Raw genomic sequence first — 25,011 nt, forward strand, 5'->3', positions numbered from 1 at the left:
CCTAGCCGCGCTCGAGCCTGTCTGCCTGCTTCAGGAGGTCGAGCCCGCGCTCGTGGAACATGAGCGCGCGGCCGTGCTCCGCGAGCTTGGTGGACGCGTGCGCGGACGCGAACGCCATGAACGCCGGGTCGACGGCGAGGTGCGTCGCGAACACGACGGTCTCCTGCGCGTCCGCGCCGAACGCGGCGTCCAGGAAGTCGAGCGCGTGGTCGAGCTGGGACGAGGCCCCCGCGAGGTCGGCGTCGAGGGCGCGGCGGCGCGCGGCGAGCACGGAGCGCGCGGCGTCGAGCGCCGTGGCGGGGGCGCCGGCGGCCGTGCCCAGGGCCCAGCGGCCGACCTCCGCCCTCACGTCGTCCAGGGCCTCCGCGCACTCCGCGAGCACGAGCTGGCGCGACGTGTCCGCCGTGCCCTTGGCGCGCGCGTCCGAAGCGGCCTGGGCCGCCTTCGCGCAGATGCGCTCCGCCGCGGCCTGGGCGGCCGTCTGGGGGCCGATGAGCTCGTCCGCGGCATCGTCCACCTCGCGGCCGGCCCGCTCGAGCGCGCCCCCGCGCGCCTGGGCGTCGTGGACGCGCTGGAGCAGCGCGTCCAGAAGGAGGTTCACCAGGGCGATGCGCTCGTCGAAGGGCGCGCCGGAGGCACGGGCCAGGATCTTCTCGCCCGCGGCGCCCTCGAGGATCTGGTCCACCTTGTAGTCGTCCTCGTACTTGCTGAAGAGCTCGAGGTAGAGGCCGAAGTCCTCCGAGACCTCACGATCTTGCAGGTACTGGGCCACGAGGTCCTGGTCGACGGCCAGGCCCTCGTGGCGGTACGCGACGATCATGTGCGAGAGGTCCTCCCAGCCGCGTGCCGTGACCATGCGCGCGCTGTTGACGCCTGCGCGCACGCGGTAGAAGCTCTTTGGCTTGTTGGCGAGGTAGGTGGTGATGGCGGGGTGCACGCCGTGGCTGACGGCGTAGTCCATCCACACGTCGAGGTCGGGCTCGACGTCGATGCGCTTCAGGCGGTCCATCATGGCGGGGTCGAACTCGCGCGCGGCGCGGTTGTACTCCGGCGGGTTTCCGGCCGTGACGATGACCCAGCCCGCGGGCAGGCGGTGCTGGCCGAACGTCTTGTACTGCAGGAACTGCAGCATCGCGGGCATGAGGGTCTCGGATGCGCAGTTGACCTCGTCCAAGAAGAGGATGCCCTCCGGGATGCCGCTCTTCTCGACCGCGTCGTACGCGGCGGCGATGATCTCGCTCATGGTGTAGCGGCTGACCTTGTACGTGCGGCCGCCGTACTCGCTCTGTGCGATGTACGGCAGGCCGAGCGCGCTCTGGCGCGTGTGGTGCGTGATGGAGTAGCTGACGAAGTTGACGCCGAGGCGGTCCGCGATCTGGCTGACGATGGCCGTCTTGCCGATGCCCGGGGGACCCATCATGATGATGGGGCGCTGCATCTGCGTGGGAATGCGGTAGATGCCGTGCTCGTCCTTGCTGAGGTACGCGCGGACCGCGCCCTCGATCTGCCTGGTTGCCTGCTGGATGTTCATGCGCGCTCCCTTGGGTTGGCTACGTCGATGGTAGCGCATGGCGCGGCGGCGGCGCGCGGCGCTAGTACACGGACATGGATTCGAACTCGCCCGGGTGCAGCGTGATCTGCAGGGCCCACGCGGGCACGAGCTCTGGCCGGTGGTCCTCGTCGTAGAACACGAACGTCGTCTTGTACGGTGGCATGCGGTCGGGGTAGATGCCCCAGCCGTCCGTGAAGTAGATGAGTCCGGACAGGTCGTCGAACTCGCCGTTGGCAAGGAGCTCGTTCACGTACGTGAACGCGGGGCGGAAGTCCGTGCCGCCGAAGCCGAACAGCTTGATGTTGCGCCGCCAGCGGTCGAGCTCCGCGAGCGACGTGATCTTCGTGTCGCTCTGGACGCGCTGGTCGGCCTGGATGATGTGGACGTTCACCTTCTGGAAGAAGCTGGACTCGCTCGTGAGCACGTCGAACGTGGTGTTCACGAACTGCTGCACCACGTCCTGCGTGACGGAGCTCGACGTGTCGATCACGATCACGAAGTCGCGGATGCGCTTCTCGTCGCGGTACTCCAGCGGCTCGATGAGCGGCATGTCGCCGTACAGCGACAGCCCGTACGTGTAGAACACGTAGTCGAACTCGTCGTCGGAAAGGCGCATCTCCTCGCTCTGCACGGCGAACTGCCGCAGGAAGTCGCGGTAGTCGACCTGCTCGTGCGTGCTGACCTCGAGCTCGCCCACGAAACGCCCCAGCTTGGAGCCCCTCTTGCGCGAGAGCGTCTGGAGGTTGACGCGGACGGACTTCGCCTCGCGACGCCATGCCTCCTCCGCCTGGCGGAGGTCTGGACGAGAGGAGCGCGCTTCCTGCGCGGAGGGGCGCGCGGGACGTTGGGCGTCTTCCTGCCGCGGGCCCGATACCTGAGGGCCGCGCGGGGGCACGTGGTCCGCGCCGTCGGCGTCGGCGGGGGCCATGACCTGCCGGGAGCCGTCCGCGCTGGCGGCTGGACCCTCCGCGCCGTCGGACATGCCGTCGCGGTAGTCGGAGCCCGCCGGCTGCGGCGCGCGGTCGTTGGGGCTGGCATCGTCGGCGTCCGCGAACTGCGGCTCTGCCGGTTCGGTGCCCTGGCCGGAATCGCCGTCTGCGGCTTTGGGGGAGTCCCCGGCCTGCGGGCCCGCCTGAGAAGACCCCTGGCCGGTGCCCTCGCCCGAGGCGTCCGCGTCCTTCTCGGCCGCACCGGGACGCGCGGGGCGCTGCGGGGACTCCTCGTGGTACCACGGCGCGTGGTCGTCCACGAAAAAGAGTCGCTGCCAGTCCGCGCGCGCGTTCTGGAACGCGCCGCGGCGCAGGGCGTGGTACAGACGCTCCGTGGTGACGCGCGCGCCGAGCGTGGACTCGATGAGGTCGAGCGCGGCCTCTGTGTGACGGCCGCGGTCGTCGTCGCGCGGGCCGACGACCTCCGCGGCGAGGGCCTCGGCCACGATGTCCGCCGCAAGGTCCCAGGCGGCGCGGTCGACGGTCGCTCCGACGAAGGGGTGGAGCATGAGGCAGTGGACCAGCACGTGCATGAGGTCGTGGATCGGGGCCTCGCGCGTGGCGGTGAACGCGGCGAGCGCGCGGTCGACGTCGAAGCTCACGGTGCGCCCGTCTGTGGAAAACGTGGCGCCACCGTGCGCGGGCTCGAGGTCTAGCAGGGCAAACGACGAGGCGAGAAACGGGTTCTCCGCGACGATGAGCCCGCGCGCGAGGTCGACGACGCGGCTGGCGAGCTCCTCGCGCTCGGTGTGGCGGGTGTCTGTGGCGTCGGGCGCGGGGGAGGTGGGCGCGGGGTCAGTGGGGGCTGCGGGAGCGTTTGCGCTGGCAGGCGCCGCGGGCGCGGCGGGGACGCAGGCGCGGTGCGGCAAGGCGGCGGTCGTGGCATCGATGGCGGGCGCGGGCGCGGGGCGTGCGTTCTTCTCGCCCGTGGCGGCGTGCGCGGGCACGCCCTGCTTGCGGGCCAGGAGCCACGTCGCGGCCTCCGCGTGGCCGGCGGCGGACGCGGCCTGGATCGCGGCGTCGGCGCTTGCCGGATCGAGCGCGTGGGGCCATGCGGCCACGGTCTGGACCTCTTGCATGTGGCCGGCGCCCGCCATGATGCGCAGGAGCTCCGCGTTCTGCGCGGGGGTGCCGGGGCTGAGCAGCGGGACCATGGCGCGCAGGAGGTCGACGTCCGCGCGCAGCCAGTCGAGGGCCATCATGCGGCCGAGGAAGACGTCCGGCGCGTTCTTGCAGACGAACCCGACGACGGAGCGGTCCGCGCGCGGCACGACGAGGTTGCCGAGCACGAGCTCGACGTTCGCGTCTCCCATGCCGCGCTCGCGGTGGAGGGCGAGCATGCGGCGACCGAGGTCGAAGCAGGCCTCGGCCGTCTTGGGGTCGCGGCTCGTGGGGTGGCGCAGCGCGTGCCACGCCCTGACGACGGCGGCGCGGAACAGGTCGTCGAACACCGTCGCGTCGAACAGCCCGTCCCGCGCGAGGCGAAGGACGCACGCGCACGCGTCCGCCACGCTGGTCTTACGCGCGTACGGGCATCCCGCAAGCTGCTCCACGCCGGTGAACGGCTCGAACACCTCCGTCGAGACGGTGTGGTCCATGTTGTTGAGGAAGAGCGTCGGGCTTTCGCGCGTGAGGTCGAAGCGCGTGAACGTGCCCTCGTGCGGCATGAGAGCGCGCAGCCTGCGCGGCTTGCGGAAGTCTCCCAGGAGGTCGACGCCACGGGCGAGAAGGTCGCGCGCCACGTCCTCGCAGGCGCAGCGCAGCGCGAGGGCGAGCGCCCAGCCGGTGTAGGCGAAGTCGCCATCGAACGCATCCCATACGGCGTCGACCACGTCGACCTGGCCAAACGCCGATGCGCGCTCGAGCAGGTCGACGGCCTCCGTCGCGGAGACGGCCTCTGCGAAAGGCGCGAGCGCACGGACGTCGGCCCGCGCCTCTTGCCCGCGCGAAGGCTGTGCGCAGATGGCGGCACGGGCGGCCTCGAGCAGCGCCTGGACGCGTGAGTCCTGCCGCGCGCCTGCCGTGTGAGCGTCTGTGTCACGCATGGGTGCCGCCCCTCCCGATCGCCTGTGCTGCCTTTGAAAGTAGCACTTGGGGGACGTGGGTCAATCGTGCTTTTTGCGCTGCCCGCGGATGCTATCCGCGTGAACTTGCGCCGCGCGTCGCGCGCGTTGCTACCATCGACTTGCCGGGCGGTGACGTTTGGCAAGGCCGCGGCCTTGGCGCCGACGGATGCGGCGACGACGCGTGGAATGGATTGTCATGATCAAGCTTGTGCTTTGCGACATGGACGGGACCCTGAAGCCGTTTGGGCGCGACCGCGTGTCCGAGCGGTCGGTGAGGGCGATTCACGAGCTGCGGGACGCGGGCATCCAGTTTGGCCCCGCGACCGGGCGCGAGGCGGTCGACCTGTACCCGTTCTTTGGCGGCGACGAGAGCTGCTTTGCCACGGGCATCCTTGCGAACGGCAAGCAGGTGTACGTGGACGGCGAGCTTGTGCTGGAGCGTCCGCTCGACCTACCCGCGCTGAAGCGGCTGGAGGCGTACTGCCTGGACAACCCGGACTTTGCGCTTGTGGTGTATGTGCCGACGGGCGAGAAGGGCGGCCGTCCGTCCGCGGACGTCATACTTTCCGGCACGACGGAGCGCGACGTGGAGGCGTATGGGCGAAGGACGGGGCTTACGGTCTCCGAGGGAAGGAGGCTTGGCCGGGTGCCCGACGCGAAGATCGTGACGGCGGGGTTTGCCTACATGGGAGAGAGCGCCGAGCCCATGGGGGCCATCCGCAACGATCTGAGGGAGCGCTTCCCGGAGTTCGACTTCGTGCGGCCGTCCCCGCAGTTCTTCGACGTGCTGCCGCGTGGGTGGAACAAGGCCACCGCGCTCGCGCCGCTGCTGGAGCGTCTGGGCATCACCCGCGACGAGGTCGCGTTCTTTGGCGACTCGGAGAACGACGTGGCGCTGATGGGCGAGGTCGCGCACGCGTTTGCGGTCTCGAACGCTAGCACGGTCGCGCGGAGTGCGGCGCGCTACCACATTGGCGACGCCGCAGACGACTCCGTGGCGAAGGTCATGGAGGCCATTGCGAGGTCGGGCGGAGCGCTCGAGATTCCCGAGGACGCTCTTCCGCGATAGTACGCGCTACTCCTCGCCTTGCGTGGCGGGGCGATCCGGGACCTTGCGCATCATGATGAAGCCGATCACGAAGAGTATGACGATCGAGAACACGCCGAGCGAGCCGGAGCCGGTGAGCGCCGTCATCGTGCCAACGATGAACGTGCCCATGATGGCCGCGTACTTGCCAAAGATGTCGAAGAAGCCAAAGTACTCGTTCGCGTGCTCCTTCGGGCAGAGCTTGCCGAACTCGGAGCGGCTCAGCGCCTGGATGCCGCCCTGGAACAGTCCGACCATGATGGCCAGGAACCAGAACTCGATGGCGCTCCTGAGGAAGAACGCCGCGAACAGCGTGATGAACGTGTAGCCCGCTATGCCCACGAGCAGCATGGTCTTCGTGCCGAACTTGCGGCCGAGCTTGCCGTACGCGATGGCGGACGGGAAGGCCACGAACTGCGTGACGAGAAGGGCGAGGACAAGCTGGGTGCCGTCGATGCCCAGGTCGGAGCCGTAGCTGGTCGAGAGCTTGATGATGGTGTGGACGCCGTCGATGTAGAAGAAGTACGCGATGATGAAGTAGCGCAGGGTCTTGTCGGCCCAGATCTTCCTGAGCGTGGCGCCGATGCCGTGGAACGCCTTCGAGATCGCGTGGTCCTCGCGCGGCTTGTAGTGCGTCTGCTCGACGTCCCTCAGCATGGGGATGGTGAACGCCACCCACCACGCGGCCGTGATCACGAAGGCGATCTGCATGGCGTTCTGGAAGCTCATGCCAAACGGCCTGGTAAGGACGATGGCGAGGCACGCTATGAACGGCACGCAGCTGCCGATGTAGCCCCAGGCGTAGCCCTGGCTCGACACCTCGTCCATGCGCTCGTCCGTCGTGGCGTCCACCAAGAGCGCGTCGTAGAACACGATGGACGTGTTCAGCATGATGGACGAGATCACGTAGATGACGAGAAACGCCATCGCGCCGGTCGGAAAGCCCATCGCCACCGTGGCGACGACGCCGGTGCCGACGGTTCCCACGACGAACTTCTTCTTCATGCCCTGCATGTCGGCGATGCTGCCGAGGATCGGCATGAGCAGCGCGATGACGAGCGAGGCGACGGTCTCGCCGTAGCTCCACGCCACGAGGGCTGGCCCGTCCGCGAGCGACTTGAAGTAGATGGGGATGATGCTCGTGGCCAGAAGGACGAGGGCGGAGTTGCCCACGTCGTACATAATCCAGCTCTTCTCGGCCCTTGTGAACTTCTGCTTTGCCATGTTGGCGATCCCTTCTGTGGACCCGGCCCCTTGCATAGACGAGGCAATTCTAGAAGAACTTATGAAATGTTTTCGAAAGGCTGCCGTAAGCGGTACGTCAGGCGGCGCATGGGGCACGAACGTCGTGGCGCGTCTGCGGCGCGCGTCCGGACGGCGTCGCCGGGCGCAAAGGTGTGCGCGCTGTGTGCGTGGTGCGTGCGAGGCGTCGCGATGTTGCGTTTTTCAAGGTGGGGGACCGGCGCATCTGCGATACTTATCCACTAGGCCGTATGGGGCGAGCACGGTGCGAGCCCCGTTCCATAAGGAGATGACGGATGCCTGCAATTTTGACGCATGACTTCTTTGGCAAGGATGCCTATGACGACGTCTCGGCGAGCCGGGGGTTTGTCACGCAACAGCAGCGTCAGGCCTTCCTGTTGGGAAACCAGGGTCCCGACCCGCTGTTCTATCTCGTGGCGGACCCGCTTGTGGGAAGAGAGAACCGCGTGGGCGGGCTCATGCACCACGCGAAGCCGGCCAGGCTCCTGAGCGCCCTGCGCGACGCGCTGACCATGCTCACCCGCGACGAGCGCCCGGTGGGCGACGCGTACGCGGCGGGCTTCCTGTGCCACTACCTGCTGGACCGGTCCATGCACCCGCTGGTGTACGCGTACCAGTACGCGCTGTGCGACGCGGGCGTGAGCGGCCTTGACAGGTCCGACGGCGACGAGGTGCACGCGGAGATCGAGCGCGACCTGGACGAGATGGTGCTGTACGCGAAGACCGGCCTGACCGTCCGCACGTTCAAGCCGTACCGCGAGGTGCTGCGCGCGGACGACGCGACGCTGGCCGTCATCGACAAGCTGTACTTCTACATGAACCTCTGGACGTACAGCCGCACGCTCGACCAGGACTGCTACACGCACGCCGTCAAGTCGTTCAGGCTCATGCAGCGCCTGTTCTACGCGCCGGGTCAGGGCAAGACGCGGGTGCTGGCGCCGCTGGAGCGCAGGCTGGGGCACAAGCGCTACTCGCTGTACAGCGCGATGGCCCACCGCGACCGCGCGGAGCGCACGTCGGACTTCGACAACCGCGCGCACCGCGCGTGGAAGAACCCGTTCGACGGAAGCGTGTCGACGGACGGCTTCTGGGAGCGCTACGATGCGGCGCTGGCAGAGGTCGCGGGGGCGGAGGACGCGTTCTTCTCGCCCGGGTTTGACGAGCGCGAGGCGGAGGAGCTGACGCGCAACCTCAACTTCAGCGGCCAGCACGCGGACCCCGACGACCCCGTGGGACCGTCCGCGCCGGAGCCGGAGGCATAGCGGTCGCATGGTGAGCGAGGCCACGCATCACGTGATGCAGGCAAACAAGAGCAAGAACACGAAGCCGGAGCTCAAGGTGAGAAAGGCCTTGCGCGAGGCGGGGCTCTCTGGCTACAGGCTGCACTGGAAGAAGGCGGCGGGCAAGCCGGACATCTGCTTTCCGGGCCGTAGGGTCGCCATCTTCGTGAACGGGTGCTTCTGGCACCGCTGCCCGCACTGCTCGCTGCCGCTGCCGAAGTCGAACGTGGCGTTCTGGTCGGCGAAGTTCGAGCGCAACGTGAACCGCGACGAGCGCGACGCGCGCATCCTGGTGAGCGACGGCTGGACCGTGCTGGTGGTGTGGGAGTGCCGGCTGCGCAAGGCGAGCTTCGATGCGACGATGGCCGAGCTCGTGCGGCAGATCCGCCTGAGCGAGTCGCAGCCGCCGCGCGAGCGCGGGCGCTACGTGGACGTGGGCTCGACGGCGCCGTGGAAGCTGCACGAGGCGCGCCGGCGTGCGCGCGGGCGCGCAAGGCGCTAGACTCTGTAATTACTGGGCACGAGATCCTGGCGGCGGCTGGCATGGGCAGGTGGCCGCGGCTGACTTTGGGGGCACGCATGGCGACGTATGCGTTTTCGGACGTGCATGGACACAGGGCGACGCTCGAGCGGCTGCTGGAGCGCGTCTCGCCGGCGGACGACGACCGCATATTCATGCTGGGCGACATGATCGACCGCGGGCCGGACCCCGTGGGGGTGCTGCGCATCTGCCGCGAGCTGCCGGGCTCGACCGTGCTGATGGGCAACCACGAGGACCTGATGCTCACGTACCTGGAGGCTCCGGACGAGGGCATGAACCAGGTGAACTGGGAGATGAACGGCGCCGGCACCACGATGGACGGCCTTTCCGCCCTGCCGGAGGGCGAGCGCGTGGAGCTTCTGGACTGGGTGGCGAACCTGCCGCTGTACGCGTACGCATTCGTGTCCGGCCGCCCGTACGCGATGGTGCACGCAGGCATCCGGCCGGGCGTGCCGTTCGAGCGCGCGGGCGAGAAGGACGAGGCGACCCAGGCCGCGGACGACGGCGCGTACGCGATGGGGTGGAGCGACGACGACCTGCGCGCGATGCTCGAGACGCAGCGCCCCGAGGACCTGGTGTGGATTCGCGAGGAGTTCTGGGGCCAGCCAACGGGCCTCCTGGATTCGGACGGGCGCGGGCCCATCGTGATCGCGGGCCACACGCCCACGCCGTACCTGCAGGGCATGGCCGACCTGCCGGACCGCCTGCCGCTTGACGAGAACGGCCTCTGCCGCATGGTGATGGTGGGCGCGAGCGCCCAGACCGGCGGCGTCGCGGACCGCTGGGACATCGACTGCGGCGCGGCGGGCGGCGCGGGCTTCGGCAACCTGCTGATGCTCAGGCTGGACGACGGCCAGCAGACGTACGAGCCCGTGCGCGAGGGGGAGTAGCGCGTGGCGGCGCCCAAGGGGCCCGCGACGCACGTGGACTCCCCGCTGGAGCCGGTGTTCGACGCGCACAGCCGCGTGCTGATGCTCGGCACGATGCCGAGCCCGAAGTCGCGCGAGGTGGGCTACCACTACGGCAACCCGCAGAACCGCTTCTGGCGCGTGATGGCCGCGATCTGCGGAGAAGAGCCGCCCACGTGCCGCGAGGAGTGCCGCGCCCTCGCGCTTCTCCACCACTTCGCCCTGGACGACGTGCTCAGGAGCTGCACCATCGTGGGCGCGAGCGACGCATCGATACGCGACGCCGTCCCAAACGACCTTCGCGCCCGCGTGCTGGACCACGCGCCCATACGGGCGATCTTCTGCACCGGCGCGGCCTCGCACAGGCTGTATCGTCGCTACATAGAGCCCGAGCTGGGCATTCCCGCCACGAGGCTTCCGTCCACGAGCCCGGCGAACGCCAGCTGGAGCCTGCCGAGGCTCGTGGAGGCGTATGGCGTCGCGAAAAGGTATCTGCAAGAATAGGGGCACAGGCGCGCGGGTGCGCCCTCGCGGCAAGGCAAGACGGAGCTGGTGGATGAGGCTGAGCGACATGACAAGGGGAGAGGTGCCGGGCTTCGCGCTCGTGCGCGTGGACGCCGCCGACCTTCTGCATGGGGCCGTGCGCCACGAGCCCGAGCTCGAGGGCTGGATACGCCCGTGGCGCTTCTCGGCCGACCAGATGCGCGCCATGGGCAGCTGCCAGGCATGGCATCCCGGCCTCTACCGGCAGATGGGCCGCGCGACCGCCGGCGTATGCCTGGAGTTCACGACGGACTCGTCCGAGGTCGCGGTGGAGGTGCGCCTTGACGGCGAGCCCGTGGGCACGCGTGAGGTCCTGAGGTACGTGGACGCACGCGGGGAGGCGCGCATGCACGACGGCCTCTCCTGCGAGGTGGACGGCCGCCCGCTTGGCGTGCGCGTGCCCGCGACCGGCGACGCCCAGGTGACGTTCACGCTGGACGACCCCTCTGCCGCGCCGGCGGAGGGCATCATGCAGCTGCCCGGCATGGGCGACACGCACCACGTGCGCGTGTGGCTGCCATGCCTGCGCGGCTGCACGCTGCGCTCCGTCGTAGGCAACGGGAGCTTCGTCGAGCCGGTCAAGAAGCGCCGCGACCTCTTGGTGCTGGGCGATTCCATCGCGCAGGGCTTCGTGGTGGACGACCCCGCGCTCGCGTGGCCCACGCTGCTTGCGGCCGAGCTTGGGCTCGACGTCGTGAACCAGGGCGTGGGCGGCCAGGTGTTCCAGCCGGGCACCCTGTACGGCCTTGCGCCCACCATAGACCCGGCGGTCATCGTCGTGGCGCTCGGCGCGAACTACCGCTACGAGCCGTGCCGCGAGCGCCTGGTCACGCGGGACGTGCGCTCGTATCTGGAGCAGGTGGCGCGGCTTTGGGAGGACGTGCCCACGTGGGTGGCGACACCGCTGTGGCACGACGAGGACGCGTGGCCGTCGCACCGCATGAGCTGCTTCGAGGTTGTGCCGCGGCTCATCCGCGAGCAGGCGTCGCGCTTCGGCGGCATGCGCGTGGTGGACGGCGCCGGCCTGCTAGACCACGACGCTGCCCTCATGGCAGACGGCTTCGAGCACCCGGGCCCCGCGGGGTCGCGGCAGGTCGCACGCAGGCTCGGCCTCGTGATGGAGCAGGCGTCCACGCCGCAGCAGGAGCTGCGTGCGCGGGCAAAGGCGCTGCTGGCAAAGGCGCCGCGCCGGACGTTTCCGCTGGCAGAGTGCCTGCGCCGCGGCATCGGCACCGTCATCTGCGCACGGCCCGGCTGCGTGGCGCTCCGCGAGCCCGGCGGCATGCAGATGGTGTGGGCCACGGACCCGGAGCTTGCTAGGGACGTCGCGTGCGCGCTCATGCGCGACTCCGTCACGCTCTGCCTGGAGCCCTCGCTTGCCGACGACCTCGGCCGCTGGCTCGGCCTTCCCGCAAAGGAACCCGTGCACCTGGCCATCTACCGCAAGAAGGCGCGCCCCAGGCCAGACGCGGCCCATCCCGTGCGCCCGCTTGGCGAGGCCGACCTTTCGGCCGTGCGCCAGCGGATGACGCACCCGGAGTACCAGACGGACGCGCAGACGCTCGAGCTCCTGCGCGCGGGCGACGTGCTCGGCGCGTTCGCGGGCGACGAGCTCGTGGGCTTCGTGGGCGAGCAGACCGAGGGCTCCATGGGCATGCTCGAGGTGTTCGAGGACTTCCGCCGCCACGGCTGGGCCCTCGCGCTCGAGTCCGCGAAGATCTGCCAGGTGCTCGACCGCGGCCAGACGCCGTGGTGCGAGGTGTGGCCAGACAACGTGGCGTCCGTGCGGCTGCAGCGCAGGCTCGGCCTCACAGTGCTCCCTGCGACGGAGGCGTGCTTCCTGGCGCAGTCGCGCGGCAGCGAGCCCCAGGATGCACGGTAACGCCACATATGGCGCATGGCGCGCATTCTCGTCCACCGTTTGGGGTAGGGTATCCGGAGCCAAAGAACAAGAGAGGTACCCCATGCCAACACAGGAAACGCCAGACGCAAGGGTCAACCGCATGGCGCCGGACATGCCCATGCAGGTCTCGGCCCAGGTGGCAGACCAGGTCCGCGCGCTCGCGGCCGCAGGCGGGCTCAGCCCGTTCGCCTGCAAGAACTCGGCCGTCATCAGGCGCGACGTCACCCAGCGCGACCTCGACACCTGCGTGCGCCCGGCCTTCGTGCGCGACGCGGAGAAGATCGTGCACACGCCCGCGTACAACCGCCTCAACGGCAAGACGCAGGTGTTCTCGTTCCGCCAGAACGACGACCTCACCCGCCGCGGCCTCCACGAGCAGCTCGTCAGCCGCGTCGCGCGCGACATCGGCCGCGCGCTCGGGCTCAACCTCGACCTCATCGAGGCCATCTCGCTCGGGCACGACCTCGGCCACACGCCGTTCGGCCACGCGGGCGAGCGCTTCCTGCACGACGTCTTCCACGAGCGCACGGGCAGGTGGTTCCGCCACAACGTGCAGAGCGTGCGCGTGCTCGACGTGCTGGAGGGCCGCAACGTCTCGCTCCAGACGCTCGACGGCGTCATCTGCCACAACGGCGAGTTCGAGCGCCAGCGCTTCGAGACGAGCGGCCTGAACGACTTCGACACGTTCGACCGCGTGGTCGACGGCTGCTGGGAGTCCGGCGACGCGACCATCGCCCGCCTGCGCCCCATGACGCTCGAGGGCTGCGTCATGCGCATATCTGACATCATCGCCTACGTGGGGAAGGACCGCCAGGACGCCATCCGCGCCGGCCTCGTGGGCGAGAAGGACTTCGAGGACGGGCTCGGCGGCGCCTACAACGCGTGGGCGCTCTCCGCGTTCGTGACGGACGTGGTGGAGAACAGCATCGGCAAGCCGTACATCGCCATGAGCGAGGAGGGCTTCGCGGAGCTCTCGCGCGCCAAGCGCGAGAACTACCAGAGGATCTATGGCTCCGCCGAGGTAAACGGTGACTTCGCGGGCCCGGTGCGCGAGCTCTTCTCGGCACTGTACGAGCACGAGCTGAACGCGCTCGAGGCCGGGGACGAGTCCGCCGCGATCTTCGCCCACCACATCCTGCCGCTCGGTCGCAGGCTGTCCTTTTATGGGCGCCGCTACGACTGGGAGGCGGACCCGGACCAGTGCGTCGTCGACTTCATCAGCGCCATGACGGACGACTACTTCGTCGCCACGTGCGAGGCGCTGTTCCCCAAGGCGCGCGAGATCTTCCCCAGCCGCAGCTACTTCGACGGCGCCAGGGCGTAGGGGCGGCCATGGACACGCTGTTCTCTCAGTCGGAGCGCAGGGTGCGCCGGCAGAACGCGCCGCTCGCCGCCCGCATGCGCCCACGCACGCTCGGGGAGTACGTGGGCCAGGAGCAGGCCGTGGGGCCAGACTCTTGGCTGCGCCGTGCCATCGAGCACGACACGCTGTCCTCCGTCATCCTGTACGGGCCGGCCGGCACGGGCAAGACCACGCTCGCGCGCATCATCGCGAACACGACGCACGCGGAGTTCGTCGAGGTGTCCGCCATCACGGGCACGGTGAAGGACCTGCGCCGCGAGATCGAGGCCGCGGAGCAGCGCCTGCTCACCGGTGGCCGGCGCACCATACTCTTCGTGGACGAGATCCACCGCTTCAACCGCACACAGCAGGACGCCCTGCTGCACGCGGTGGAGGACAGGGTGGTCGTGCTGGTGGGCGCCACGACGGAGAACCCGTACTTCGAGGTGAACTCCGCACTCATCAGCCGCTCGCGCGTGGTGGAGCTCGAGCACCTGGACGACGCGTCCATCGAGAAGATCGTGCGCCGCGCGCTGACGGACGCCCAGGGGCTCGCGGGCGCGTTCGAGCTGGAGGACGACGCCATGCGCGAGATCGTGACCATGGCGGGCGGCGACGCCCGCGCCGCGCTCACGTCGCTCGAGCTCGCGAGCCAGATGGCGCTTCCCGCCGGCGACCCAACCGCCGCGAGCGCGGAGCACCCCGTCACCATAGGCGCAAGGCACGTGCTCGAGGCGAACCCGCGCCACGGCCAGCCGTACGACAAGGCCGGCGACATGCACTACGACGTCATCTCGGCGTTCATCAAGTCCATGCGCGGCAGCGACCCGGACGCCACGCTCTACTGGCTCGCGCGCATGATCGACGCGGGCGAGGACCCCAAGTTCATAGCGCGCAGGATCATGATCCAGGCGTCGGAGGACGTGGGCAACGCGGACCCGCAGGCGCTTCTGGTCGCGGAGGCCGCGTTTCGGTCCGCGGAGGTCATCGGCTACCCGGAGTGCCGCATCAACCTGGCGCAGGCCGCGCTCTACGTGGCGCTCGCGCCCAAGTCGAACGCCGCGGAGGCCGGCATCGACGCCGCCCTGGACGAGGTGCGAAACGGCCCGCGCCGCGACGTGCCCAGCTACCTGCGCGACCGCCACCGGCCCGGGTCCGAGGACTACGGAACGTACCTGTACCCGCACGACTACCCGCTCGGCTGGGTGCCTCAGCGCTACCTGCCGGACGGCCTCGAGCGCGGCGCGTTCTTCCATCCAAGCCCGCGCGGCTGGGAGTCCTGGCGCCTCGAGGCCTCCGCCCGCGACCGCCAGGACCTGGAGGACGCCGGGGGAACGGACGGTGGAAAACCCAGCGCGAATGGGTAGAATGCGTTACGTAACACGTACCATGGGGGTCCGCCGGACGGGTCCCGTGGCCTAGGGAGAAGGGCAAGGCAATGGAGATGTCACCCCTGAGCATCCTGCTCATCGTGCTGGTCGTCGCGGGCATCTGGGCGGTCGTGGAGCTTGCGCTCACCATACGCCGCGCACGCGGCGCCGTGGACGACGTCACGCGTGCGGCGAACGAGACCATAGAGCAGGTCCAGCCCGTGATCGCGAAGCTGGACGGCGCCATGGACGACCTCCAGCCCAGCCTGAAGCAGGTGGACCCCATCGTGGCGAAGGCCTCTGTCGCGCTGGACGAGGCGAACGAGGGCCTGCGCAAGGTGAACGGCATCCTGGGCGACGTCTCGACGGTCTCCGGGACGGCGGCCGGCGTGACCGACGTCGTGAACCAGGTGACGAGCGCCGCCGCAGACGCGGCGAGCGGGATCGTATCCAAGATCACCGGCGTGCCGCAGGCGCCAGGCGCCCACCACCTGAAGAGGGGCGACGGTGCGGCCGCCATCGAGGCGCCCAAGGCCGACGAGCCGCCCGCGCCCGAGACGGCCCCGGAGGAGCAGTCCCACGGCGGCACCGGCTACGTCACGTACGGCGAGGTCGGAGGGGCCGCTGCGAAGGCGACGGACGAAAAGGACGAGAAGGACGAGCGCGACGCGAACGCGTCCGAGTAGGGGAGAGCATGACAGAGGAGAAGAGCGTCCGCCTGAGCGTGCCGGCGGAGCCGGAGTTCGCGAGGGTGGTCCGCATGACGGCGGCGAACCTCGCCGTGCTGTGCGACATGAACGTGGACGAGGTCGAGGACCTGCGCATGGCCGCGGAGGAGGGCTTCGTCTACAGCTGCGCCACGCGGCCGGCGACGTGCGACGTGAGCTTCGCCATCGCCGCGGACGGCGTGTCCATGTCCTTCTCGCTTGGCGACCAGGAGCCGGAGCAGTCGCAGGATGGCGAGGACCTTTCCCTCGTCGAGCTCCTGCTGGACGCCGTGTGCGACAGCTGCGAGGTCACGGACGCCGGCGAGCTCGTCCTCGTGAAGGGGATTGGCGGGACCGATGCCCAATAGCAGCGAGCGTGGGACGGAGGTCGCGCCGCGCAGGCGCATCTCGTCCAGGATGCCGAAGGGCAAGCTCGCGTGGGACAAGGACCGCACGAGGGAGCTGTTCAGGCGCTACAAGGAGGAGGGGGACGAGGAGGCCCGCGAGCAGCTCATCATGAGCCACCTCAACCTCGTGCGCTTCCTGGCCTCCAAGTTCAAGAACAGGGGCGAGCCCCTCGACGACCTCGTGCAGGTGGGCACGATCGGCCTCATCAAGGCCATCGACCGCTTCGACCTGTCGCGCGGGCTCGAGTTCACGACGTTCGCCACGCCCACCATCATGGGCGAGATCAAGCGTCACTTCCGCGACAAGGGCTGGTCCGTGCGCGTGCCGCGTCGCCTGCAGGAGCTGTCATCCAAGGTGAACCAGGTGACGGACGAGCTCACGAAGGAGCTGCAGCGCTCGCCGTCCGTCGAGGAGATCGCGAAGGAGCTCGGAACGTCCGTCGACGAGGTGCTCGAGGCCATGGAGTCCTCGAGCGCGTACAGCTCCGTGCCGCTGGAGGGCACGGGCCAGGGCGACGACGATGACGCGCCGTCCGTGATCGACCACTACGCGACGGAGGACGAGGACCTCGCCGCCTCGGACGACCGCATGGTCATCGAGGACACGATCAAGGACTTCTCGCCCCGCGAGCAGGAGATCATCCGCATGCGCTTCATCGACGGCCTCACGCAGGTCGAGATCGCGAAGAGGCTCGGCATCTCGCAGGTGCAGGTGTCGAGGCTGCTGAGGCGCACGCTGAAGAAGGTCCAGGAGAAGATCGACCCCGAGGGCCTTATGCGCTAGCGGGCGCCGTGCATGGAGGACGCGTTGCGAGGGAACGTTTTGGACGAGAGGGACACGGGCGCGGGCCAGAGGGACGCCCTGGGAATCTTCAGGAGCCTCGGCATACGGGCGTGGGCGTTCATCGGCGTCGCCGTCGTGTTCGGCATCTGCGTCTGGGCCATGGGCTTTATCTGGCCCGCGGTGGAGCTCCTGCTCGCCGGCGTCGTGATGGGCTTCGTGTGCAGCCCGCTCACGAACTTCCTCGAGGACCACGGCGTGAACCGCACCATCGGGGCGCTCGTGGCGCTGCTCGTGCTCGTCGCGGTGATCGTGGGTGTGCTCCTGCTGCTCATGCCCCCGTTCGTGGAGCAGCTCGCCGAGGTGCTGCGCAAGGTCCCGACGTACGTCATCAAGGTCAGGACCTCCGTCGACGGCTTCTGGCGGCGCTACGGCAACGCGGAAAACGCCGACGTGCAGCAAAGCGTGAACCAGGCCGTGAACGCGATTTCGGGCATCGGCATCAAGACGTCCTCCGAGCTGGCCGAGAGGCTCTCGTCGGGCCTCATGAGCAGTGCCGTGTCGTTCGTGAACGGCTTCGCGACGCTGTGCCTCGGGCTCGTCCTCGCGTACTGGTTCGCGAAGGACTATCCCGTCATCGCGCGGGAGTTCATCACGATCGCCGGGCCGCGCCACGAGCGCGGGCTGTCGGTCCTTCTCGCCGTCATGAGCCGCTCCATGGGCGGCTACATGCGCGGCACCGTCATCACGTCCGTGTTCGACGGGCTGCTCTCGTGGGTGTTCCTCGCGCTCGTGGGGCATCCGTATGCGGGGCTCGCCGCGATCCTGGTGGGCGTGCTGCACTTCGTCCCCGTCATCGGCGAGTGGGTCGCCGTCGCGTTCGCCGTGCTGCTGGCGCTGTTCGAGAGCCCGATGCTCGCCATCGTGGCGCTCTTGGGGTCCGTCGTGATCCAGAACTTGACGGACAACGTCGTGTCGCCCCTGGTGATGAGGTCCGCCGTGAAGATCCACCCCGCGCTCTCGCTCGTCGGCCTCTTCATCGGGAACAGCCTCGGGGGAGTGCTCGGCATGCTCCTTGCCGTGCCGCTGACCGCGGCCATCAAGAGCGTGTTCGTGTACTACTTCGAGAGCCGCAGCGGAAGGCAGCTCGTGTCCTACGACGGGGCGCTGTTCCAGGGGACGCCGTTCCACGACGCCCACGGTGGTGTGGAGCCCGCGTTCGACGCCCTGGACGACGACCGGTTCTTCATGGGGTCGCGGCTGGTGGACGGCGCCCAGACCGAGGCGCCCGTGGCGGACGAGCCGCCGAAGGCGCATGCGCACGTCCTCGCGGACGCGCTCTCGGACGCCGTCGAGCGGGCGCGGGCGTGCCGGGGCGGCCGGACGCGCGACCAAGAGTCTGGGCATGATAAGGATTTGCACAAGTAGATGGGGATTGGCGTCCGCAACGTCTCCATCGAATCGTAGTATTATGCGCTAGCGGAAAATTGCCAACGAGGTCTCGCCATGCCGCGAGGCCGTCAACAAGGAGAACCATGAGCACTGCTGACTATAAGAACATGACTACCGCGGAAATCCGCGAGGACTTCCTCAAGTTCTTCGAGGGCAAGGGCTGCAAGCTCTACCCGTCCTCCTCCCTCATTCCCGAGGACCCGTCGCTCCTCCTTGCGAACGCCGGCATGAACCAGTTCAAGGAGTACTACCAGGGCACGAAGACCATGAAGGAGATCGGCGCGACCTCCTGCCAGAAGTGCCTGCGCACGAACGACATCGACAACATCGGCGATGCGCGCCACCTCTCGTTCTTCGAGATGCTGGGCAACTTCAGCTTCGGCGGCTACACGAAGGCCGACGCGATCGCGTGGGCGTGGGAGTTCATCACGAGCCCCGAGCACCTGGGGCTCCCGAAGGACCGCCTGTACATGACGGTCTTCGAGGACGACGACGAGGCCATCGAGCTTTGGCACGCGCAGGGCGTCGAGTACGACCACATCTCGCGCCTGGGCGAGGAGGACAACTTCTGGGCGGCGGGACCGACCGGCCCGTGCGGCCCGTGCTCCGAGATCTACTTCGATCAGGGCCCGGAGTTCGAGGGCGAGAAGCCCGGTGACGACGGCGACCGCTACCTCGAGTTCTGGAACCTCGTCTTCACGCAGTACGACCGTCAGGAGGACGGCTCCATGCCGGACCTCCCGCACCGCAACATCGACACCGGCATGGGCCTGGAGCGCATGGCCGCCATCATGCAGCACAAGGGCTCCAACTACGAGGGCGACGTCATGAGCTCGCTCATCGAGCTCGGCGAGAGGCTCTCTGGCAAGAAGTATGGCGCGAGCTCCACGAACCCCTGCGACAAGAGCCTCCGCATCCTCGCCGACCACTCCCGCGCCGTGACGTTCATGATCGCGGACGGCATCCTGCCCTCGAACGAGGGCCGCGGCTATGTGCTTCGCCGTCTGCTGCGCCGCGCCGTCTACCACGGACGCCTGCTCGGCATCCAGGGCGCGTTCCTGACCGAGTACGCGCACGAGGTCGAGCGCATCATGGGCGAGCACTACAACGAGCTCGTGCAGAACAAGGCCCTCGTGGACGGCATCATCTCTGCGGAGGAGGAGCGCTTCGGCGCCACGCTGAACGCTGGCGAGTCCATGCTCCAGGCGGAGCTCGACAAGCTGGGCGAGGGCGACGTCCTTTCCGGCGAGGTCGCGTTCAAGCTGCACGACACCTACGGATTCCCCATCGACCTCACGCGCGAGATCTCCGAGACCGCCGGCCACGACGTGGACATGGACGCTTTCGACCGCGCGATGGACGCCCAGAAGGAGCGTGCGCGCGCCACGGCGAACCGCGACGCGTGGGGCAAGGCCAACAACGTGTGGGCCGCGCTCTCCGACAGGCTCGACGAGACCGTCTTCGACGGCTACGACCACGATGACCTGGACGGCTGCACCGTCGTCGCCCTCGTGAGGGACGGCGAGGAGGTGTCCTCCGCCAAGAAGGGCGAGAAGGTCGAGGTCGTGCTCGACCGCACCTCGTTCTACGGCGAGATGGGCGGCCAGATCGGCGACACCGGCAGGATCTTCGCGGACGGCCTCGAGCTGAGGGTCGAGGACACGTTGCACCGCGAGGGCGGCTTCACCTCCCACGAGTGCGAGGTCGAGGAGGGCGAGGTCAGCGTGGGCGCCACGGTGAGCACTTCCGTCGACCACGGCCGTCGCGAGCTCATTCGCCGCAACCACACCGCGACGCACCTTCTGGACGCCGCGCTGAAGGAGGTCCTGGGCGAGCACGTCAACCAGGCGGGCTCCCTCGTGGCGCCGGATAGGCTGCGCTTCGACTTCACGCACTTCGAGGCCGTGACGACCGACGAGCTCGCCCGCATCGAGGGCGAGGTCAACGCCCAGATCTTCGCGGCGAAGCCTATCGTCACCAACGTGATGGGCATCGAGGAGGCCAAGGCCGCCGGCGCCGTCGCGCTGTTTGGCGAGAAGTACGGAGACGTCGTGCGCGTGGTGTCCGTCGGGACCGAGGACAAGCCCTTCTCGCGCGAGCTCTGTGGAGGCACGCACGCCCGCAACACGGCCGAGCTCGGCTTCTTCAAGATCGTGAGCGAGAGCTCCGTCGGTTCGAACGCGCGCCGCATCGAGGCCGTGACCTCCGCGGGCGCCCTCGAGTACGTGGACGAGCGCCTGGCCGAGATGGACGAGGTCGCGGCCGCCCTGAAGTGCCGCCCCGCGGACGTGATGGCGCGCGTGGAGCAGCTTAAGGACGAGAAGGCCGAGGCCGAGAAGAAGCTGAAGGCCGCGCTCGTGGGCGGCTCCTCCAACCAGGTCGCGGACGCCGTGGGCTCCGCGGTCGACATGGGCGCGTACAAGCTCGTCGTCGCGCACCTGAGCGGCATCTCCGGCAAGGAGCTCAGGAACGTCTGGGACACCGTTCGCGACAAGATCGGGGCCGACTGCGCCTGCGTGCTCGCGTCCGAGGCCGACGGCAAGGTGGGCCTTCTGGCCGCGGCGACCGACGGCGCCGTGTCCGCGGGCTTCTCGGCCGGAAACGTGGTCAAGCAGATCTCCGGCCTCGTTGGCGGCAAGGGCGGCGGCAGGCCGAACATGGCACAGGCCGGCGGCAAGGACGCGGCGGGCATCGACGCCGCGCTCGACGCCGCCAAGAAGCTCCTGGGCGCATAGGTCCGCCTGTGAGGGCGCTCGCGCTTGACATCGGCGAGGTCCGGATAGGCATCGCGGCAAGCGATGCCTCCGGCACCATCGCCGTTCCCGTGAAGGTCCTTCCTGCGGCGGAGGTGCTGGGCGGCGCCCGGAGCTTCCGCTACGTGCTGGAGGACTACGAGCCTGACGCGCTGGTGTGCGGCAGGCCGAAGACGCTTTCCGGCGAGGACGGCCCCCAGGCCGAGCGCGTCATGGCGCAGGCGCGGCAGATCGCCGAGGCCTGCGGGCTTCCTCTGGAGTTCGAGGACGAGCGGCTGTCGTCGCAGGAGGCCAAGCGTATCCTGAGGGAAGAGGGATACAACGAGAAGAGCATGCGCGGCCGTGTGGACATGGTCGCGGCGTCGCTCTTCCTCCAGACGTGGCTTGACGCCCAGAGGGGGTAGCGCAGATGTCCGAAGGCTCCGGCAGGAGGGGCGCCCACTTCGCGCGTGGGAACGCCGACGGCACTCGCGCGGCGCAAGGCCCCCGCAAGGGCGGGCAGGGCACGCGCGCCGCCGCGCGCCCGCAGGCAAGGCGCGACGCAAAGAGGTCTGCGCAGGGCGGGAGGCCGGTCGCGCGCCAGGCTACCGCCCCAGGCGGGCGCCAACCCATATCGCGCACCGGCGCCATGCGGATGCAGTCCGCGAACGGCTCCGGCCACATGTCCTCGCGCACGGCGCGCACGACGCAGCGCGCACGCTCCGGCCACAGCCACAGGCGGCCCGAGCCGCAGGGCAGGCGCGGCAGGCTGAGGTTCCTGCCGTTCGTGCTCGCCGCGGTCGCCGTCGTGGCCGCCATCGGCCTCGTCGTGGTCCCGCGCCTTCTGGGCGGAGCCCAGTCCGGCAAGACCGTCGAGGCCGGCAAGACCGTCACCGTGAACATCCCCGAGGGCTCCGGCGGGTCCGTCATCGCGCAGAAGCTGTACGACGCGGGCGTGATTTCCGACAAGGAGGCGTTCGCGACCGAGGTGAAGCGCCAGGAGGCGGACTCCAAGCTCAAGAGCGGCACGTACGTCTTCGTGACCGGAGGCGACGTGGCCGAGGTGGTGAGCAGGCTCGTCACGGGCCCCAACTCGAACAAGGGCACCGTGACCGTCGCGGAGGGACTCACCGTGAAGAAGACCGCAAAGGTCGTGAGCGAGTCGCTCGGCATCCCTGACAAGGACTTCCTGGCGCAGGCAAAGGCGTCGAACTACTCCGCGCGATACGCCTTTCTCGCCAACGCGCAGAACGACTCCCTCGAGGGCTTCCTGTTCCCCACGAAGTACGACTTCGGCAGCGAGAAGGACGTGACCGCCGACACCGTGATCACCGCGATGCTCGACAAGTACCAGTCCGAGGTGGCGTCGCTTGACTTCGCGGGCGCCGAGGCCACGATCAAGAGCCAGTACGGCGTGACGATGTCCGACTACGACATCATCAAGCTCGCGTCCATCATCGAGCGCGAGGCCATAAGCGAGGACGACCGCGGCAAGGTCGCGAGCGTGTTCTACAATCGCCTGAAGGCCGGCATGCCGCTGCAGAGCGACGCGACCATGAGCTACGTCACGGGCGGCGAGGTGACCGCGGACGACCTCAAGACCCAGAGCCCGTACAACACCTACCTCAACAAGGGGCTTCCGCCCACGCCCATCTGCACGCCGAGCCTGGCCTCCATCAAGGCGGCGCTTTCGCCCGACAAGACGGACTACCTGTACTTCCTCATCATCGAGAAGGGCGACTACTCCAACCACACGTTCTCGACCACCTACGAGGACCACCAGAAGGCCATCGAGAAGGCCAAGGCAGACCAGGCGGGCTAGCATGTCCATCCTAAGGCCAGACCGCGAGTTCGACAGCGTCGACAAGATCCCCCTCGAGCTTCTGCGCTCGTGGGGGATTCGCTGCGTGCTGCTGGACCGCGACAACACCTGCTTCCCGCGCGACACGTGGGAGCCCCCGCAGAGGATTTGCGCCTGGGCGAGAAGTGCGCGCGATGCCGGCATGGCGCTGTGCATGATATCGAACAACTTCCACGGTCGCGACGTCGAGGCGTCCGCCGCGCGCCTGGGCATGGGCTGCGTGCACCACGCCATGAAGCCGGCCCCGTTCGCCGTGTGGGCGGCGCTCGCGCGCGCGGGCGTCCCGGCCGAGCAGGCGGTGCTCGTGGGCGACCAGGTGTTCACGGACCTCGCCGCCGGCAACCTGGCCGGCGTGCGCACCATACTCGTGCGCCCGCTGTCGCGCAGCGACATGTGGTACACCCACCTGTTCCGCGTGGGGGAGCGGCTCGTGCTCCACGAGGACCCGTTCAAGCCGAAGGACTAGGCCTTCCCCCGCGCCGAGGCGCACGCGCAAGATGCTAGAATCGATGTGTCAAATCGATTCGCGCGTTGGAACTCTGCATGAAACACTCGGAAAACGGCTACGTGGTCCACGAGGGCTGCGACCACATATTCTTCGTCGGCTTCCTAGGGGCCGGCAAGTCCACGCTCGCGCGCAACCTCGGCGCGCTCTTCAACCGGGACTTCGTGGACACGGACCGCATGGTCGAGCGCATGGCCGGAAAGACGGTGTGCCAGATCTTCCGCGACGCCGGCGAGGCGCGCTTCCGCGAGCTCGAGGCGCAGGCGCTCGAGGGGCTCGCCCGGAGGAAGTCGCTTCTCGTGAGCTGCGGCGGCGGCATCGTGGAGGGCGCGCGCAGCTGCGAGCTCATGCACGCCATGGGGACCGTCGTCTTCCTGGACGGGGACGTGGAGGACTCCCTCAGGCAGATTCAGCACCCGGAGATCAGGCCGGACTTCAAGGACGAGGACTGCGCCCGCCGGCTGTACCGCGTACGGCGCCCCCTGTACGAGCGGGAGGCCGACCTGAGGATCGACATCAGGAACAAGTCGTTTGAGCAGGTGACGTCAGAGGCCGGTCAGCTGCTATGGGAGAAGGGCCTACTATGACCGATAGATACGAGGACGTCGCGCGCCACTGGGTCTCTGCCCCGGGCGGCTCGTGCGACGTGCGCTACGGCACGGACGTCGTGGAGACGATGGGGAAGATCCTTGCGAGCAACGTCGGGAGGCCGCGCCTGTGCGCATACGTCGTGGGCGAGGGTACTGACGCCGAGCTCGAGGAGCGCATCCGCCGCCAGCTGACGGACGGCGGCTTCGAGGTCGTCCGCATGGAGGCGCCGGCGGGTCCCGCCGCGCGCACGATGGGCGAGGTCACGCGAGCGCTCGAGGGGTTCGCGAACGCGGGCATCACCTGTGACGACCTGGTGCTGGGCGTCGGCGACGTCGACACGCTGTCCATGCTCGCGCACGCGACGGCCATGTGGTGCGGGCGCGTGCCCCTCGCGTGCGTGGTGCGCGACCTGGACGGCATGGTTGAGGTCGCCACGACCCCGCGCGACCTGGACGTCGCGGGCGTCACGCGCATCGCGGGCGTCTCGACATACGTGAAGTACCTGCTGTGCGACCCGGGCGTCATGGAGCTCGCCGCGGATGCGGAGACGTCGAGGCTCGGGCGCGCCCTCATGGTTGCCTCCGCCGTCGCGGAGAACGAGGACGCGTTCGAGGCGCTGTGGAACAAGGCGGACACCGTGATGGCGGGCGACCCCGCGGACGTGATCGCCGCCGCGGTCGACGCCCTCAAGTCCCGGGGCCATCTCGTCTCGTCCACGTCGATCTCGATCAGGAACTCGCTCGCCTACGGCCAGACGTTCGCGCGTTCCCTCGAGGCTGTCGCCGGGGCATGCGTCCCCGCGTCGACGCTCCTGGCGGAGGGCATGCGCTTCTCCGCGAGGCTCGCGTGCAGCCTCGAGCTCATGGACGTGGACGACGTCCTCATGCAGGACGAGCTGCTCGACACGTTCGACCTCGGCGAGTTCGCGGGCGACGTCGACCCCAAGGCGCTCGCGGACGCCATGAAGCGCGACCGCTTCGCGCGCTCCAACCGCTTCCACCTGTGCCTGCCCCACGGCATCGGCCGCCTGCGGATGACGGTCGTGGAGGACGACGTGTTGATGGACAACATTTCCGCCTGGTGCGACGCCCACGCCCCCGCCAAGGAGTAGCATCGGTAGGGCGCGCGGGC

21 protein-coding genes are annotated in these 25,011 nt (G+C 69.0%); 18 read left to right on the forward strand and 3 right to left on the reverse strand.

Annotated elements, in window-relative coordinates:
* Position 1: 1 nt before the first annotated feature.
* Complete coding sequence (locus tag HF885_RS10530; protein ID WP_170103425.1) at positions 2-1,531, reverse strand: ATP-binding protein; 1,530 nt, start codon at positions 1,529-1,531, stop codon at positions 2-4.
* A 61-nt stretch (positions 1,532-1,592) separates the two neighbouring features.
* Positions 1,593-4,586: a VWA-like domain-containing protein gene (locus tag HF885_RS02665; RefSeq protein ID WP_170103426.1), complete on the reverse strand. Its 2,994-nt coding sequence runs from the start codon at positions 4,584-4,586 to the stop codon at positions 1,593-1,595.
* A 217-nt stretch (positions 4,587-4,803) separates the two neighbouring features.
* On the opposite strand from HF885_RS02665, the gene HF885_RS02670 reads away from it, so the two are divergent.
* The gene (locus HF885_RS02670) at positions 4,804-5,676 is read left to right on the forward strand and encodes an HAD family hydrolase (protein ID WP_170103427.1); all 873 of its coding nucleotides are present in this window, start codon (positions 4,804-4,806) and stop codon (positions 5,674-5,676) included.
* A 6-nt stretch (positions 5,677-5,682) separates the two neighbouring features.
* Here the strand turns inward: HF885_RS02670 and HF885_RS02675 are convergent, their stop codons facing one another.
* Positions 5,683-6,918, reverse strand: a complete 1,236-nt coding sequence (locus tag HF885_RS02675) for an MFS transporter (protein ID WP_170103428.1) — start codon at positions 6,916-6,918, stop codon at positions 5,683-5,685.
* Between the two features lie 314 nt (positions 6,919-7,232).
* Between HF885_RS02675 and HF885_RS02680 the strand changes: the two genes are divergently transcribed.
* The 17 genes from HF885_RS02680 (at position 7,233) to HF885_RS02760 (ending at position 24,991) form a co-directional block, all read left to right on the forward strand.
* A complete protein-coding gene (locus HF885_RS02680; protein ID WP_170103429.1) occupies positions 7,233-8,219 on the forward strand; it encodes a hypothetical protein in 987 nt (328 codons plus the stop codon).
* Positions 8,220-8,226: 7 nt separating this feature from the next.
* On the forward strand, positions 8,227-8,739 hold the full coding sequence (locus tag HF885_RS02685; RefSeq protein WP_170103430.1) for a very short patch repair endonuclease: 513 nt from the start codon (positions 8,227-8,229) through the stop codon (positions 8,737-8,739).
* A 77-nt stretch (positions 8,740-8,816) separates the two neighbouring features.
* Positions 8,817-9,668: a metallophosphoesterase gene (locus tag HF885_RS02690; protein ID WP_170103431.1), complete on the forward strand. Its 852-nt coding sequence runs from the start codon at positions 8,817-8,819 to the stop codon at positions 9,666-9,668.
* 3 nt (positions 9,669-9,671) lie between these two features.
* A complete protein-coding gene (locus HF885_RS02695; RefSeq protein ID WP_328804314.1) occupies positions 9,672-10,190 on the forward strand; it encodes a DNA-deoxyinosine glycosylase in 519 nt (172 codons plus the stop codon).
* A gap of 52 nt (positions 10,191-10,242) precedes the next feature.
* On the forward strand, positions 10,243-12,111 hold the full coding sequence (locus HF885_RS02700) for a GDSL-type esterase/lipase family protein (protein WP_235927262.1): 1,869 nt from the start codon (positions 10,243-10,245) through the stop codon (positions 12,109-12,111).
* 82 nt (positions 12,112-12,193) lie between these two features.
* Positions 12,194-13,456 (forward strand): deoxyguanosinetriphosphate triphosphohydrolase family protein, encoded by a 1,263-nt coding sequence (locus HF885_RS02705; protein ID WP_170103432.1) that lies wholly within the window; start codon positions 12,194-12,196, stop codon positions 13,454-13,456.
* An 8-nt stretch (positions 13,457-13,464) separates the two neighbouring features.
* Complete coding sequence (locus HF885_RS02710; RefSeq protein WP_170103433.1) at positions 13,465-14,841, forward strand: replication-associated recombination protein A; 1,377 nt, start codon at positions 13,465-13,467, stop codon at positions 14,839-14,841.
* Positions 14,842-14,912: 71 nt separating this feature from the next.
* Positions 14,913-15,530, forward strand: a complete 618-nt coding sequence (locus tag HF885_RS02715) for a DUF948 domain-containing protein (protein ID WP_170103434.1) — start codon at positions 14,913-14,915, stop codon at positions 15,528-15,530.
* Positions 15,531-15,538: 8 nt separating this feature from the next.
* Positions 15,539-15,919 carry an ATP-binding protein gene (locus HF885_RS02720; RefSeq protein ID WP_170103435.1) on the forward strand — a complete coding sequence of 127 codons (381 nt, stop codon included), beginning with the start codon at positions 15,539-15,541 and terminating at the stop codon, positions 15,917-15,919.
* The gene (locus HF885_RS02725) at positions 15,909-16,742 is read left to right on the forward strand and encodes an RNA polymerase sigma factor SigF (protein ID WP_170103436.1); all 834 of its coding nucleotides are present in this window, start codon (positions 15,909-15,911) and stop codon (positions 16,740-16,742) included. Before HF885_RS02720 ends, HF885_RS02725 begins: the two co-directional genes overlap by 11 nt.
* Positions 16,743-16,781: 39 nt before the next feature.
* The gene (locus tag HF885_RS02730) at positions 16,782-18,167 is read left to right on the forward strand and encodes an AI-2E family transporter (protein WP_235927263.1); all 1,386 of its coding nucleotides are present in this window, start codon (positions 16,782-16,784) and stop codon (positions 18,165-18,167) included.
* 107 nt (positions 18,168-18,274) lie between these two features.
* Entirely contained in the window at positions 18,275-20,926 is a 2,652-nt protein-coding gene (gene alaS, locus HF885_RS02735; RefSeq protein WP_170103438.1) for an alanine--tRNA ligase, read from the forward strand.
* Between the two features lie 8 nt (positions 20,927-20,934).
* On the forward strand, positions 20,935-21,348 hold the full coding sequence (gene ruvX / locus HF885_RS02740; protein ID WP_170103439.1) for a Holliday junction resolvase RuvX: 414 nt from the start codon (positions 20,935-20,937) through the stop codon (positions 21,346-21,348).
* A 5-nt stretch (positions 21,349-21,353) separates the two neighbouring features.
* Positions 21,354-22,745: an endolytic transglycosylase MltG gene (gene mltG / locus HF885_RS02745; RefSeq protein ID WP_235927264.1), complete on the forward strand. Its 1,392-nt coding sequence runs from the start codon at positions 21,354-21,356 to the stop codon at positions 22,743-22,745.
* A gap of 1 nt (position 22,746) precedes the next feature.
* Entirely contained in the window at positions 22,747-23,250 is a 504-nt protein-coding gene (locus HF885_RS02750) for a YqeG family HAD IIIA-type phosphatase (RefSeq protein ID WP_170103440.1), read from the forward strand.
* Between the two features lie 77 nt (positions 23,251-23,327).
* Entirely contained in the window at positions 23,328-23,876 is a 549-nt protein-coding gene (locus tag HF885_RS02755; RefSeq protein ID WP_170103441.1) for a shikimate kinase, read from the forward strand.
* Entirely contained in the window at positions 23,873-24,991 is a 1,119-nt protein-coding gene (locus HF885_RS02760) for a 3-dehydroquinate synthase (RefSeq protein WP_235927265.1), read from the forward strand. Before HF885_RS02755 ends, HF885_RS02760 begins: the two co-directional genes overlap by 4 nt.
* The last annotated feature ends 20 nt before the right edge of the window (positions 24,992-25,011 follow it).

Origin of the sequence: Parafannyhessea umbonata, assembly GCF_012844235.1 — a bacterium.
In the GTDB taxonomy this organism is placed as follows: domain Bacteria; phylum Actinomycetota; class Coriobacteriia; order Coriobacteriales; family Atopobiaceae; genus Parafannyhessea.

Excerpts from the sequence above, each read along its gene's own strand:
- HF885_RS10530 (WP_170103425.1), bottom strand. The coding sequence starts at position 1,531 with ATGAACATCCAGCAGGCAACCAGGCAGATCGAGGGCGCGGTCCGCGCG.
- HF885_RS02665 (WP_170103426.1), bottom strand. The coding sequence starts at position 4,586 with ATGCGTGACACAGACGCTCACACGGCAGGCGCGCGGCAGGACTCACGC.
- HF885_RS02670 (WP_170103427.1), top strand. The coding sequence starts at position 4,804 with ATGATCAAGCTTGTGCTTTGCGACATGGACGGGACCCTGAAGCCGTTT.
- HF885_RS02675 (WP_170103428.1), bottom strand. The coding sequence starts at position 6,918 with ATGGCAAAGCAGAAGTTCACAAGGGCCGAGAAGAGCTGGATTATGTAC.
- HF885_RS02680 (WP_170103429.1), top strand. The coding sequence starts at position 7,233 with ATGCCTGCAATTTTGACGCATGACTTCTTTGGCAAGGATGCCTATGAC.
- HF885_RS02685 (WP_170103430.1), top strand. The coding sequence starts at position 8,227 with ATGGTGAGCGAGGCCACGCATCACGTGATGCAGGCAAACAAGAGCAAG.
- HF885_RS02690 (WP_170103431.1), top strand. The coding sequence starts at position 8,817 with ATGGCGACGTATGCGTTTTCGGACGTGCATGGACACAGGGCGACGCTC.
- HF885_RS02700 (WP_235927262.1), top strand. The coding sequence starts at position 10,243 with ATGAGGCTGAGCGACATGACAAGGGGAGAGGTGCCGGGCTTCGCGCTC.
- HF885_RS02705 (WP_170103432.1), top strand. The coding sequence starts at position 12,194 with ATGCCAACACAGGAAACGCCAGACGCAAGGGTCAACCGCATGGCGCCG.
- HF885_RS02710 (WP_170103433.1), top strand. The coding sequence starts at position 13,465 with ATGGACACGCTGTTCTCTCAGTCGGAGCGCAGGGTGCGCCGGCAGAAC.
- HF885_RS02715 (WP_170103434.1), top strand. The coding sequence starts at position 14,913 with ATGGAGATGTCACCCCTGAGCATCCTGCTCATCGTGCTGGTCGTCGCG.
- HF885_RS02720 (WP_170103435.1), top strand. The coding sequence starts at position 15,539 with ATGACAGAGGAGAAGAGCGTCCGCCTGAGCGTGCCGGCGGAGCCGGAG.
- HF885_RS02725 (WP_170103436.1), top strand. The coding sequence starts at position 15,909 with ATGCCCAATAGCAGCGAGCGTGGGACGGAGGTCGCGCCGCGCAGGCGC.
- alaS (WP_170103438.1), top strand. The coding sequence starts at position 18,275 with ATGAGCACTGCTGACTATAAGAACATGACTACCGCGGAAATCCGCGAG.
- mltG (WP_235927264.1), top strand. The coding sequence starts at position 21,354 with ATGTCCGAAGGCTCCGGCAGGAGGGGCGCCCACTTCGCGCGTGGGAAC.
- HF885_RS02750 (WP_170103440.1), top strand. The coding sequence starts at position 22,747 with ATGTCCATCCTAAGGCCAGACCGCGAGTTCGACAGCGTCGACAAGATC.
- HF885_RS02755 (WP_170103441.1), top strand. The coding sequence starts at position 23,328 with ATGAAACACTCGGAAAACGGCTACGTGGTCCACGAGGGCTGCGACCAC.
- HF885_RS02760 (WP_235927265.1), top strand. The coding sequence starts at position 23,873 with ATGACCGATAGATACGAGGACGTCGCGCGCCACTGGGTCTCTGCCCCG.